General features: G+C 39.8%; 13 protein-coding genes. 6 read left to right on the forward strand and 7 right to left on the reverse strand.

All coding sequences use genetic code 11. The features are described 5' to 3' along the window. Positions 1 to 24: 24 nt before the first annotated feature. The 4 genes from ACKTS5_RS03240 to ACKTS5_RS03255 form a co-directional block, all read right to left on the reverse strand. Positions 25 to 792 (reverse strand): LytR/AlgR family response regulator transcription factor, encoded by a 768-nt coding sequence (locus ACKTS5_RS03240; RefSeq protein ID WP_408042402.1) that lies wholly within the window; start codon positions 790 to 792, stop codon positions 25 to 27. 9 nt (positions 793 to 801) lie between these two features. Further along, complete coding sequence (locus tag ACKTS5_RS03245) at positions 802 to 1,803, reverse strand: sensor histidine kinase (RefSeq protein WP_408042403.1); 1,002 nt, start codon at positions 1,801 to 1,803, stop codon at positions 802 to 804. Between the two features lie 2 nt (positions 1,804 to 1,805). Further along, complete coding sequence (locus ACKTS5_RS03250) at positions 1,806 to 4,154, reverse strand: outer membrane beta-barrel protein (protein WP_408042404.1); 2,349 nt, start codon at positions 4,152 to 4,154, stop codon at positions 1,806 to 1,808. Positions 4,155 to 4,319: 165 nt separating this feature from the next. Next, on the reverse strand, positions 4,320 to 5,021 hold the full coding sequence (locus ACKTS5_RS03255; RefSeq protein WP_408042405.1) for a zinc metallopeptidase: 702 nt from the start codon (positions 5,019 to 5,021) through the stop codon (positions 4,320 to 4,322). 97 nt (positions 5,022 to 5,118) lie between these two features. Between ACKTS5_RS03255 and ACKTS5_RS03260 the strand changes: the two genes are divergently transcribed. The 6 genes from ACKTS5_RS03260 (at position 5,119) to ACKTS5_RS03285 (ending at position 9,474) form a co-directional block, all read left to right on the forward strand. Further along, positions 5,119 to 6,153 (forward strand): asparaginase, encoded by a 1,035-nt coding sequence (locus ACKTS5_RS03260; protein ID WP_408042406.1) that lies wholly within the window; start codon positions 5,119 to 5,121, stop codon positions 6,151 to 6,153. Between the two features lie 250 nt (positions 6,154 to 6,403). After that, positions 6,404 to 7,120, forward strand: coding sequence for a MotA/TolQ/ExbB proton channel family protein (locus tag ACKTS5_RS03265; protein ID WP_408042407.1), 717 nt, complete (start codon positions 6,404 to 6,406; stop codon positions 7,118 to 7,120). Between the two features lie 9 nt (positions 7,121 to 7,129). Beyond that, positions 7,130 to 7,570: a hypothetical protein gene (locus ACKTS5_RS03270; RefSeq protein WP_408042408.1), complete on the forward strand. Its 441-nt coding sequence runs from the start codon at positions 7,130 to 7,132 to the stop codon at positions 7,568 to 7,570. A gap of 6 nt (positions 7,571 to 7,576) precedes the next feature. Beyond that, positions 7,577 to 8,203, forward strand: a complete 627-nt coding sequence (locus tag ACKTS5_RS03275) for an ExbD/TolR family protein (protein WP_408042409.1) — start codon at positions 7,577 to 7,579, stop codon at positions 8,201 to 8,203. 19 nt (positions 8,204 to 8,222) lie between these two features. Further along, complete coding sequence (locus ACKTS5_RS03280; protein WP_408042410.1) at positions 8,223 to 8,693, forward strand: ExbD/TolR family protein; 471 nt, start codon at positions 8,223 to 8,225, stop codon at positions 8,691 to 8,693. Positions 8,694 to 8,796: 103 nt separating this feature from the next. Beyond that, positions 8,797 to 9,474 (forward strand): porin family protein, encoded by a 678-nt coding sequence (locus tag ACKTS5_RS03285; RefSeq protein WP_408042411.1) that lies wholly within the window; start codon positions 8,797 to 8,799, stop codon positions 9,472 to 9,474. On the opposite strand, the gene ACKTS5_RS03290 is transcribed toward ACKTS5_RS03285, so the two are convergent. The 3 genes from ACKTS5_RS03290 to asnS form a co-directional block, all read right to left on the reverse strand. Beyond that, on the reverse strand, positions 9,469 to 10,068 hold the full coding sequence (locus tag ACKTS5_RS03290; RefSeq protein ID WP_408042412.1) for a hypothetical protein: 600 nt from the start codon (positions 10,066 to 10,068) through the stop codon (positions 9,469 to 9,471). The genes ACKTS5_RS03285 and ACKTS5_RS03290 overlap by 6 nt on opposite strands. 4 nt (positions 10,069 to 10,072) lie before the next feature. Then, a complete protein-coding gene (rpoN, locus tag ACKTS5_RS03295) occupies positions 10,073 to 11,536 on the reverse strand; it encodes an RNA polymerase factor sigma-54 (RefSeq protein WP_408042413.1) in 1,464 nt (487 codons plus the stop codon). Positions 11,537 to 11,620: 84 nt separating this feature from the next. After that, positions 11,621 to 13,054: an asparagine--tRNA ligase gene (asnS, locus tag ACKTS5_RS03300; RefSeq protein WP_408042414.1), complete on the reverse strand. Its 1,434-nt coding sequence runs from the start codon at positions 13,052 to 13,054 to the stop codon at positions 11,621 to 11,623. Positions 13,055 to 13,062: the final 8 nt, after the last annotated feature.

Below are 13,062 nucleotides of genomic sequence, written 5' to 3' on the forward strand. Positions count from 1 at the left end.
AAGCTCCTTGAAAAAGGAGCTTTTTTAGTGTTCTAACCATTTTCTGAATTCTGCCGTATTTGACGAGCTGGTCATTACCTTGTCGTGATGGCCTTCTAAACTGATGAGTAGGCGGTTTTTAAAATGACTTTCGATGGCCGTGATGGCATCAATCTGAACCAGTTCACTGCGATTGATTTTAAAGAATTTTTGAGGGTTTAACTGCTTGGCTACAGCACCTAATGTTTGAGAGATGGTATGGCGTTGTCCGCTTTTATCTGTGGCGATGCAAAAATCACCGGAAGCATTTACCAAGCTGATATCCGTTACGTTCAGGAGTTGAATACCTGTGGGTTTTTTAATTACAAACCTTTTCTTGTAGGTGTTGTATTCTTGGTGGAGTGCCGACTTTAGGTGATGCAAGGTGTTTTTATTGAGTGTTTTGTAGCTTCCGCTTTTAAAGAGTACCTGATATTTTTCGATGGCTTTTCTAAAGTCCGCCTTGGTATAAGGTTTTAAAATATAGGCAATACCATTGGTGTCAAAAGCTTTGAACAAGTAATTGTCATGAGCTGAACAAAAAATAATAGGGCAATTACTTGGGTGGGCATCGAATAAATCAAAAGATATTCCATCGAGTAACTGAATGTCTGAAATGATAAAATCGTAGTCGTGCTGGTTAAGTAAGGCTTGTCCTTCGCTAATCGAGCGCCCCCAATGATGTTCGTGGTCACTTGTAGGGTACAAATCTGCTAAATAGGAGGCTAACTTCTGGTATGCCGGTATTTCATCTTCTAAAATAAGTACTTTCATAATATGCCGTTAAGAGGTCAGTTTGATAATTGGGATGCTAACTGAAAATTCGTCTTGACTCGATCGTATGCGAACCGGTATATCGGTAAAATGTCGGTACCTAGTTTTTAGGTTTTCTAATCCGGTACCAAACGAGATTTCCGGAGTTTGAATCGCTGATCTAGTATTGGTGATGGTAATGCTGTTTGCTGAATAGCTAAGTTGCGTTTTTATCGGTTGATGCTGTGGTTTATTGTGTTTAACAACGTTTTCGAGCAAGGTTTGCAAGGCTCCTGTGGGTAAAAATAAGTCGTCGGCGAGTTCCGGAAGTGCCAGGTCAAATTGGTAGTCGTTTGCAAATCTCGTTTGGATGAGAAATATGTAATTTCTGGCAAGGTTTACCTCTTCTTGGAGTTCCATGACTTCGCTGTCTTTGGTTTGAATTAAATAGCGATATATCAACGACAGCTTGTTAATGTATTCCTTGGCTTTTTCAGGGTCACTGTCTATCAAGGAGTCGAGCGTGTTTAAGTTGTTAAACAGAAAATGTGGGTCTATTTGCGAACGCAGTAGCTTGAGCTCATTTTCTTTTTGTTGTTTTTCTATTTTTAACAGGTTGTTTTGACCTTCGTAGAATTTCTTTGTGAGTAATAAGGCAAACGGAAAGGCCATTTCTTCTGCACTTTTATCGATCATTAAACGAACGAATTCAAGCCCCAAAGGGAACTTACTCCAATCGTTGCCACCGGTCCAAAACCCGATGGTATAATCGATACTCGTGATGCTAATCATCACTACTAGTCCAACGATGGTGTAGCGCAGGTATTTTTTTTCTTCTACCATTCTGGGAATGAGCCAAAATACAAAAATGGCAATGCTGGTTGTGAGCGTTAGGGCTTCAACGGGGAAGTCAATAAGGTACTCTCTTAAATACGCATTGCGTTGAGCGTATTTGTATGACTGTATAGAAAACGATATTAGAAAGTATGCCAAAAGCAAGTAAATGTCCGATCTGTTAAGCTTACTATTCATAATTAATTATTGTTATCTATTCGGTTTTCTTCTTCTTCTGATCCCGTTCGGGCTGTTTTTTTCTTTCCAAATTTACTTCCAAAACTGTAGCGAATGCTCAGTTGGATATTTTGTCTCGATTGATTGCTCTCAAGGGCAGCATTGATGTTGTTATAGCTAATTCCTCCAACGTAACCGCGATTGAGCATTTTATAAAAGCCTAAATTTACTTTTAATTTATCATTCATGAATTTTTTTCCGAAAGAAAAGTTGAGATCTGCAAACCAATTGATATCAGCACCTCCGTCCAAAGCACCAGTACCGTAGTTTCCGTTGAGCTCGGCTTGGATATTCCAAGGTAAGTTATAGCTAGCATGAGTAAACCAAATGAGATTCCATTTAGAGAGGTTTAGGGTGTATTTATCGGAAGTGAATTTGTTGTAGTTGACGATAACTCCTGTATAGCCTTCTAGCTTTTTAATGAAACTCAACGGTGCAAAAAGGCGAAAATTCCAATGATTGCGTTGGTCCAAATTGATGGTGCGTCGGCTGATTTCAGCGGTGCTGTCGTTTTGGGAAATGAGTCGGAACATGGCGTCTTTTGACTGGCTGTATCCAACGGTAAAAAACGGTTGCCCTTTAAAACTTAGGTTGAATTGGTAGTTGTGCGTAAAGGTAGGGCGGAGGTTGGCATTACCTACCTCTGACGACAGTGGGTCGTAATAGGTAACAAAGGCATTTAAGGTATTGTAGCTCGGTCGTCGAATGCGATAACTATACGATAGGGTGCTGGCTAATGAAGTTCCCATTTTTTTTGTCAAAGAAGCACTCGGGAAAAGCTTTGAGATGACACGTGACTGCACGCTGTTTGGGTTGGTGGCAGTTCCTTTGGTGTTGCTGTGTTCGTACCGAAGACCTCCAGAAAAAGTCCATTGTTCAGTGGCGATGCGCAATTTGGAATACAAGGCACTGATGTTTTCGTCAATGAGGAATTGATTGCTTTGGTCGGCTTGGAACTGAAACCCTCCAGCAGCACCAGTATAGGCTTTTAAATCGTTATCCGTAGCAACCAAGGCTACTTTAGATCCTACACTTAGTTGAAATGTATCGTTAAAAGTACGCTTGTAATCCATTCTGAAGGTATTGATGGTATAGGCACCAGCTTGCTGATACTGCCTGGCAGTTACCGGAACCGTTCCTCCTTTTTGATAGATGGCATTGAGGTTGTCAGTGCGGTAATTCACGTGATTGTAATCGAATACCAGTTTGTGATGCTCGTTATTGAATTCGTAATAGGGGTTGATATTAAATACCTTTAAGTCTCGATCAAAACTGTTTTCCGATCGCAAGGTTTGTGTGGTTCCATTTTCGGAAATGTGAGTGATGCTTGAGGAAATGCGTTCCGAATCGGTGCCCGTTCGTCCAAAATCCAATCCGAGCGTATGTTCGTCATTGAGGTAGTAATCCAGGTGGGTACCGAATCGAAGACTTTTTGGATTGTAAGGTTCGCGAGTAGCTTGGTCGTATACTGCGGACTGGACTTGGCGTTTTATAAAGAGGTCTTCTCTCCAGGTAGGACTCGAGTACCCCAATGACAGTTGCCAGTTCAGTTTGTTTTTATAACTGGCCAAGGAAGCCGAACTACCGTATTCAAGTCCTTGGTCTCTACCTATCCAGCTATTGATACTTCCGTGAGTGCCCAGTTGAATATTTTTCTTTAAAATAATATTGATGATGGGGCCAGAACCTTCTGCATCGAATTCAGCTCCGGGTTGTTCAATGAGTTCAACCTTGGCAATATTATCGGCTGGAAGATCGCGGAGCAGGGAGTTCAGATCCATGTATTCCGTAGTCTTGTTATTGATGAGGATGCGTACATCGTTACGTCCGGCAAAGTTGATGCCGTTGTTGGTGACAAGTACTCCAGGTACTTTCCGCATCACGTCTTGCAGGTTGGTGTTTTGCATTTCAGATTTTTCTAGGTCAATGACAAGTTTTTCTGCTCGCTGTTGAATTACGGGACGCTTGGCCTTAATTTCTACTTCACCGAGTGTTTCTGATGATTCTTTGAGTTGAAACGAGAAGGTTTTGTGTTCGTTTAGCGTAAAGACTGCTGTTTTTTCTGAGGTAAAGCCTAGTACTGAAACTTCTAAGAGGTAATTTCCTTGCGCGAGGCTTTCAAATTGATATTGTCCTTCGTCATTGGTGACAACTCCTTTGGGAGCTCCTTTCGGGCTGGTAGGGTATACGATGATATTGGCAAAAGGTACGGGTTGTTGGGAACTGTCAGTTATAGTTCCTGAAATGTTAAATTGTGCCCAGCTGGAAAGGTGGAGAATTAGTATAAGAACAATGGTACTTAGTGTTTTCATAGGTTGCCTGTTTAGTAGGTTTGCTACAAAAGTGCAGGCTATCAGTGATTTCCAAAAGTACATTCGGCTCAACTGGGATAAAAAACCGTTGAATTGTGAGGAATGAACGCTAAAAAAAAACGACTCGCAGAAGCGAATCGTTTAAAAGGTATTTTCTAGTGGCTATTAATCTCTTCTATTCGAGGCCGCAACGAGGCGTAACACCCAGTAGGCCAAAGTGGCTAATGACCCCAAGGCAGCGACGAGATAGGTGCGAGCCGCCCATTTTAAAGCGTCTTTCGAACCAGCGAGTTCTTCTCGGGTTACCATGTGTTTTTGCTCTAACCAAGCCAGGGCTCTGTTGCTGGCATCGTATTCTACGGGTAGGGTTACCAGGCTAAACAAGGTTCCCATTGCTAACAGGGCAACTCCTCCGGCAAGTACCCAAAATCCTAAGTTGGAAGTGGCACCTAAAACAATTCCAAACATGATTAAATAATTTGAAAATTGCGAGGAAATATTGACCATAGGAACGAGGTTAGAACGCATTTCTAACCATTTGTAAGCGCGTGCGTGTTGCACGGCATGGCCTACTTCGTGAGCGGCGACGGCAGCAGCAGCGGCATTTCGTTCGTGGTATACAGCTTCGCTGAGGTTTACTGTTTTATTTTTTGGATTGTAGTGGTCTGTCAATCTTCCAGGAGTGGAAATTACTTGAACGTCGTAAATACCGTGATCTTGTAGCATTTTCTCCGCGATTTCAGCACCACTCATATTGTTGCGCAGGCGCAAACGTGAGTACTTGTCAAATTTCTTTTTGAGGGTGTTGCTTACGGCCCAGCTCAGCAAGGCAAATACCCCAATAATGATATAATATTCTAACCCCATAAATCTTTATAATTAATGTCTTAATAAATTCTATTTACTTAATACCTTTACAGCACAAATTATTCCATAATATAAGAACTTTAAATAAGCTGTCAAAATGGCAAAGAAACCATCTATATTAATCGTATATACAGGAGGAACCATTGGAATGGTTAAGGATTACGAAACAGGAGCCCTTCGCGCTTTTGATTTTAGTCAGATTTCGAGTAAGATTCCGGAATTGCAACATTTACATTGTAGTATTGATACCATTTCGTTTGAAGACCCTATTGATTCTTCAAACATGAACATCGACTATTACATTCAGATTGCAGAGATGATTGCAAAAAATTACCACGACTACGATGGCTTTGTTGTATTGACAGGTTCCGATACGATGTCGTATACCTCTTCGGCCATTAGTTTTATGTTCGAAAATTTGCAGAAACCCGTGATTTTTACGGGGTCGCAGTTGCCAATTGGCGACTTGCGCACGGATGCTAAGGAGAATTTGATTACTTCGGTACAAATAGCTGCGGCCCAGGAAAATGGGAGTCCAGTGATTCAAGAAGTAGGATTGTATTTTGAATACAAACTGTACCGAGCGAATAGAACGACCAAAATAAGTGCCGAACAATTTGAAGCGTTTTCTTCTATGAACTATCCACCACTCGTAGAGAGCGGTGTGCACTTAAACTTTAACTATCCTTTATTACTGCGTCCTGAAGGAAAGGCTGAGGATTTGATATTTAGAAAAAAGTTAGACAATAATATAGCCATACTCAAGCTCTTTCCAGGAATTACGGAACGCGTGGTGCGCAGCTACCTGCAAATTGAAGGACTTAAAGGAATTATTTTGGAAGCCTATGGTGCCGGGAATGCTCCGTCAGAACCTTGGTTTTTGGAGATTCTTAAAGAGTTTCAAGAGCAGGGGATTTACGTAGTAGATATTACCCAGTGTGAAGGAGGAAGTGTTATACTAGGGCATTACGAAACGAGTGCAGCCTTGAGAAACCTCGGAGTTATCAACGGTAAGGACATCACAACCGAGACTGCAGTAGCAAAAATGATGTATTTACTAGGTGAAAACCTGACAAAATCGGAATTTAAGCGATATTTCGAGCAAGCATTGCGTGGTGAGATGAGTAATTAAGGGAATGAAATTGTTAATTAATTTAAAATAACTGTTTGAATATCAAAAAATAAAGGGGAACTGTTAATGTTGATATATAAAACCGTTAATTTTTTTTTAAGAACCAACATTTTTTTGTTACTTGCCACTCTGAAAATAAAAATCTGCAATAACTGCGGGTAAAACCTGCACTTCTTATTGTTTTTTTATTAAAATCATAGTAAAATTTGTATTTTTAACCCGTTAACTATTTAAAATTAATTATAACAAAATGAAAAAAGTAGTAAATATCCTAACTGTAGCAGGATTTATGTTCTTAGGAGCTATTCAATCAACTTACGCTCAAGATGCAGCGGAAAAGACTTTTCACCAGGAGTTAAAGCAACGTTTCATCGAGGGGGATCCTAAGTTTATGGGGGTAGTATTAGTAGCATTAATCTTAGGATTAGCTATCGCTATCGAAAGAATTATATACTTAAACATGGCTACTACAAACACTAAGAAATTAGTTGCTAACGTAGACGAGGCATTGAGTTCAGGTGGTGTAGAGGCTGCTAAGGAAGTTTGTAGAAACACAAAAGGTCCTGTTGCTTCTATCTTTTACCAAGGATTAGAAAGAGCTGATGAAGGATTAGAAGCTGCTGAAAAAGCTGTAGTTGGATACGGAGGAGTTCAAATGGGATTATTAGAGAAAAACGTTTCTTGGTTATCTTTATTTATCGCATTAGCACCGATGTTAGGATTTATGGGAACTGTAATTGGTATGATCGAGGCCTTCGATAGAATTGCAGTATCGAATGATATCTCTCCAGCGGTAGTAGCAGGTGGTATTAAGATTGCACTTTTAACAACTGTATTCGGTCTTATCGCTGCGATTATCTTACAGATTTTCTACAACTATATCATCTCTAAAGTAGATAGCATCGTAAACAACATGGAAGATGCTTCAATCTCTTTAATCGATTTATTAGCTAAGTACAAAAAATAAGAATAGAATATGAATATTAATAAAATTTTAACCGTACTGGTAGCCATACTTTCTATTACTGGAGTTGCGATGTATATCAACGTATCTTCAATTGATAAAGAGGAGGTAGCTGCATTAGATAGCGCCGTATCGATGTTAGTATCGTATTCTTTTTATCTTTTTATAATAGTAGTACTAGTAGCAGTGTTGGCTTCTCTTTGGGGAATGCTTAAAAATCCAGCTGCTTTAAAGAAGACTTTATTAGGTTTAGTAGCCCTAGGAGTAATCTTTGTGATTTCTTATATTTTATCATCAGATACTCAAGTTTTAGGAGCTGATGGAAATGTTTTAACTCCACAAGGAGACGTTTCTAAGTGGGTAGGTACAGGAATTACCTATAGTATCGTTTTAGGTGCTGTTGCAGGGTTTTTCTTTGTATGGGATTTATTGAAAGGACTAGTTAAATCGTAAGCAGATATGGCAAGAAGAGAAAACCCAGAAATTAATGCAGGTTCGATGGCAGATATTGCCTTCTTGCTCCTTATCTTTTTCCTTGTAACTACTACAATGGACGTGGATTCAGGTATCCCTAAAAAGTTAGCTGAAAAAACAGATGTAAAACCACCAATTGTAAAAGAGAAAAACATATTCCAAGTAAGTATCAACCGAAACAACCAGTTGTTTGTTGAGGGAGATGTAATGGAATTGAAAGACCTTAAAGCTGCCGCTATCAAGTTTATTGACAACGGTGGAGGTAAAGGTAACCCAATCGGTGGAGTAGGAGAATCATTACCATGTGATTACTGTAAAGGGGAAAGAAACCCAGAATCATCAGATCACCCTAACAAAGCAATTATTGCTGTGGAGAGTGATAGAGGTACTGAGTTCGGAACGTATGTAGCTGTTCAGGACGTATTGTTAAGTGCTTATACGGAATTGCGTAATAGATTAGCACAGGAGAAATACGGAAGAAGCTACACAGAACTTGAAAAAGCATTTAAAGATAGTGCCAATAAGGATCTTGATTTAAAAGCGAAAGTAAAGTATATCAAAGATAGGTATCCACAAGTTGTTACCGATTCTGAGCCAACAAGTGTAAAATAATAACGTTAAAACAAGGAGTATGTCTAAGTTTAAAAAGAAGAAAAAAGGATTGCCAGCGTTATCGACGGCATCTTTACCGGATATCGTTTTCATGTTATTATTCTTCTTCATGGTAACTACTACAATGAGAGAAACCGATTTAGCGATCGAAAACCCTCGTTTACCTCAAGCTTCAGAAGTGAAGAAGTTAGAGCGTAAAAGTTTAGTAAGTACAATCTATGTTGGAAAGGCTAAGGATAGCAAATACGGTGACGGATACAACAGAATTCAGTTAAATGATAAAATCGGAACTCCAGAAGACGTTCCTGCTTTTATCTTAAATGAAAGAGGTAACCAAGCAGAGGAAGATGTTCCTTTTATGACCACTTCGATCAAAGCTGACAAAGAATCTAGTGTAGGTACTTTGGCAGATATTAGAGAGAAGTTGAGAGATGTAAACGCTCTTAAATTGAGCTTGTCTACGCATAAAGGAAGCAACATTCCTAAATAAAACTGCTTTGACAGTATACAAAAAAGTGCCTTCGTTTTCGAAGGCACTTTTTTTTGTGCAATTTTTTAAGCGGAAAACGTTGTACTAGTGTAACTTTGTTTTTATGAAAAAATGGATGTCTTTTTGTTTCTTTTTAGTGGCGAGTACCTTGCTTGCTCAAAAAGATTCACTCCGTGTCGGAGATCGTTATTGGGAAGATCAATTGTACTTGAATGTGAGTTATAACGTGCTGCAAAATCAGCCAGATCCCTTGGCTATGAGTAGTTTTTCGTACGGACTATCCGGTGGGTATATACGCGATATTCCCCTGTTGAACAACGGACAACTAGGAGTGGGGATAGGAGCCGGCTACGCCTACGATTCGTTTAATCACGATTTGATGCCAGTCCAGACCAATTCAGGTTTCGTTTTTCAGAAGAAAACCGATAAAGTAACCAATAATAAACTCCGATTACACAGTGTTGACATCCCGATACAGCTGCGATTTAGAACTTCGGAGGCCAATAAGTATACGTTTTGGAGAGTGTATGCGGGGTTGACCATCAGTTACACTTTTGGTCATAATTTTACCTATGATTTGGATGGGAGCCCCGTAAAGTTTAACGCCGTTCCTAATTTTAATAAATTGCGTTATGGTTTGCAGTTGTCAGCAGGGTATGGTACGTTTAATTTCTATGCGTACTACGGCCTGACACCACTCTTTAAAAATACGAGTCTCACCACAGGTGAGCCCTTAGAAACTAGGATTCTTAAATTGGGCTTGAGTTTTTATTTATTATAAACCAAAGTAGACAAGAAACTGACAGCTGAAGCCTAAAAAGAACCCGATGTATACCTCGCGAGTAGTATGTGCTTTTAAATGCAGTCGGGCAGCAGCTAAAAATCCGGAAAGGATTACAAATACCGCTACTACTGCCAAGGTGCTTACTTGGTGTATGAGCTGAAATACTAAAAAGTATGCGGTAGCACCTCCCATAGACATCAAGTGTAAACTTGATTTTAAGCCGGTATAGAACAAAAAGTAGGTAATGATGAGTGCAAGTACGATTCCGTAAAAAAGATAGCTTAAATCGCGTACTATGGCTAATTGACTAAACAGTCGGCCCAGAAAATACAGCAAGGTAATCATAAAAAATAGCGGAATCTTCCTCTCTTTGATACTAAATACCTCAAAACTCTTAATCAATCCTACTGATTTCAAAAAGAATAACAGGAGTAACGGAATGATGTAGGTTGCGATAAATACGATGCCCAATACAGTGAATTGCTGGTCTTTGTTCATACTCATTGGTGAGAGTATAAAGTACAGTAAAATTCCAATTGTAGGCATTACAATTGGGTGCAATAGGGCGGAGAGGAGTTTGGGCCAGCGCATAGCGTTATATTTCTTTTCGTAAACGCGCAACGGGGATGTCTAATTGCTCTCGGTATTTGGCAACCGTTCTGCGGGCAATAGGATAGCCCTTTTCCTTGAGTATTTTAGAAAGTTTCTCGTCCGTTAGAGGTTTGCGCTTATCCTCTTCGGCAATCACCGTTTCTAGTATTTTCTTGATTTCTCTTGTCGACACGTCTTCACCTTGATCATTCTTCATCGATTCAGAGAAAAATTCCTTGATCAGTTTGGTTCCATAAGGAGTTGTCACGTATTTACTGTTGGCCACCCTCGACACGGTAGAAACGTCCATACTGATGGTATCGGCAATATCTTTTAAAATCATCGGTTTTAGCTTGCGCTCATCACCAGATAAAAAGTATTCCTCTTGGTATTGCATAATGGCGTTCATGGTGATTAGCAACGTTTGTTGTCGCTGTTTAATAGCGTCGATAAACCACTTCGCTGCGTCGAGTTTTTGTTTGATAAACATCACGGCATCTTTCTGTGCCTTGCTCTTTTCCTTGGTGTCTTGATAGCCTTTCAGCATGTCGTTGTACGCTCTGGAAACGTGCAGCTCAGGAGCATTTCTGGCATTTAAGGTCAGTTCTAAGTTTCCTTCGATGATGCGAATGGTAAAGTCAGGTACTATTTGCTCGGCTATCTTGTTGTTTCCAGCATAAGAACTCCCTGGCTTTGGATTGAGTTTGGCGATCTCACTGATCACATCGCGAAGCTCTTCTTCTGTGATGTTGAATTTTTCTTGTAATTTCTTGTAGTGCTTTTTTACAAAATGGTCAAAGGCGTCCTCCAAGATTTTTATTGCGAGCTCCCTGCTAGCTTCTTGACTTTTTGCCTTGAGCTGGATAACTAAACAGTCTTTTAAATTTAAAGCACCTACGCCAATAGGGTCGAGTTTTTGAACTACTTCGGTTAAAATTCGCGCGACTTCTTGTTCTTCTGTGAAAATATTTTGCGTAAATGCGAGGTCGTCAACGATGTCGATAAGTTCGCGGCGGATATATCCGCTATCGTCGATACTCCCAACTAAAAATTCAGCAATGGCACGTTCTTGTTCGTTTAAACGGTAAGTGTTTAATTGGGCTTTCAACGACTGATGAAAGCTCATCCCTGCCGCATAAGGAACTTGTTTTTCCTCGTCGTCAGAAGAGTAGTTATTGGCTTGGGTTTTATAACTCGGGTACTCATCATCACTTAAGTACTCGTCTATGTTGATGTCTTGAGTGTCAATTTTTTCATTGCCAGTATCATCGTAGTCAACCTCATTGTCGAACTGGTCGTCAAAACTATCGCTTTCCTCTTTTCCCGTATCCAGGGCAGGATTTTCTTCAATTTCCTGCTTTAGGCGCTCTTCAAAGGCCTGGGTAGGTAATTGTATCAATTTCATCAACTGAATTTGTTGAGGCGATAGTTTTTGAAGTAATTTGTGCTGTAAACTCTGTTTTAACATAGTTACAAATATATGAATTCGCAAAAAATAAAATCGCCATTCCGAAAGGAATGACGATTGTAACTAGTAAGTTTTATGATTTTTTTAGAACTCTGCATTTTGAGGAGTTCTCGGAAAAGGAATCACATCTCTAATGTTCCCCATTCCGGTAGTGAACAATACCAAACGCTCAAACCCTAAACCGAATCCTGAATGTACTGCAGTTCCGAATTTACGAGTATCGAGGTACCACCACAATTCTTCTTCTTCAATCTCTAAGGCCGCCATTTTCTCTTTGAGCACGTCTAAACGCTCTTCTCGTTGCGATCCTCCTACCATTTCTCCAATACCAGGGAACAATACATCCATGGCACGTACTGTTTTACCATCTTCGTTTAAACGCATGTAGAAAGCCTTAATACTCGCTGGATAATCAAATAAGATTACAGGACACTTAAAGTGCTTTTCTACTAAATAACGCTCGTGCTCTGATTGTAAATCCGCTCCCCATTCTTCAATTGGGAATTGGAATTTCTTCTTTTTGTTCGGCTTTGAATTCTTTAAGATATCAATCGCCTCTGTATACGACACGCGCTTAAAGTTATTGTCAACAACAAAATGTAGTTTTTCTAACAATGACATTTCACTGCGTTGTGCCTGTGGTTTCGATTTTTCTTCTTGAGTTAAACGCGTATCCAAGAAGGCCAAGTCTTCTTTACAGTTATCGAGTACGTATTGCAATACGTATTTGATAAAGTCTTCTGACAAGTCCATGTTGGCGTCTAAGTCGTTGAAAGCTACCTCTGGCTCAATCATCCAAAACTCCGCTAAATGACGGGTTGTGTTTGAATTTTCTGCTCTAAAGGTAGGTCCAAAGGTATAAACTTTCCCCAATGCCATAGCATAGGTTTCTGCTTCTAATTGTCCTGATACCGTCAAGTTGGTTTCTTTTCCGAAGAAATCTTGACTGTAATCTACTTTACCTTCTTCGTTTAAAGGCGCCTTATTTGTTTCAAATTGGCTAACCTTGAACATTTCACCAGCTCCTTCAGCATCAGAACCCGTAATAATTGGGGTGTTAACGTAGAAGAATCCGTTTTGTTGGAAATATTGGTGTACCGCAAACGACAGTGCCGAACGCACGCGCATTACTGCACTAAAAGTGTTGGTACGAACGCGAAGGTGAGCATTTTCACGTAAAAACTCAAAACTGTGCTTTTTAGGTTGAATAGGATACTCCTCTGGATTTGAGTCACCGAGAATTTCAAGATTGCTAACATTAATCTCTACTTTCTGACCCTTACCCTGACTTTCTTCTAACGTACCCGTGATGCTTACGGCAGCACCGGTAGTAATTCTTTTAAGCAATGCTTCGTCAGTATTCTCAAAATCTACAACACATTGGATATTATTAATAGTCGAACCGTCATTTAGAGCAATAAAACGATTGCTTCTAAAGGTTCTCACCCATCCTTTTACATGTACTTCCTGTAAAAACTTATCCGATTGTAATAGTTCTTTTACGTTACTTCTGTTCATTATTTCTT

The sequence above is a fragment of the Tenacibaculum litopenaei genome (assembly GCF_964514025.1).
GTDB lineage: Bacteria > Bacteroidota > Bacteroidia > Flavobacteriales > Flavobacteriaceae > Polaribacter > Polaribacter litopenaei.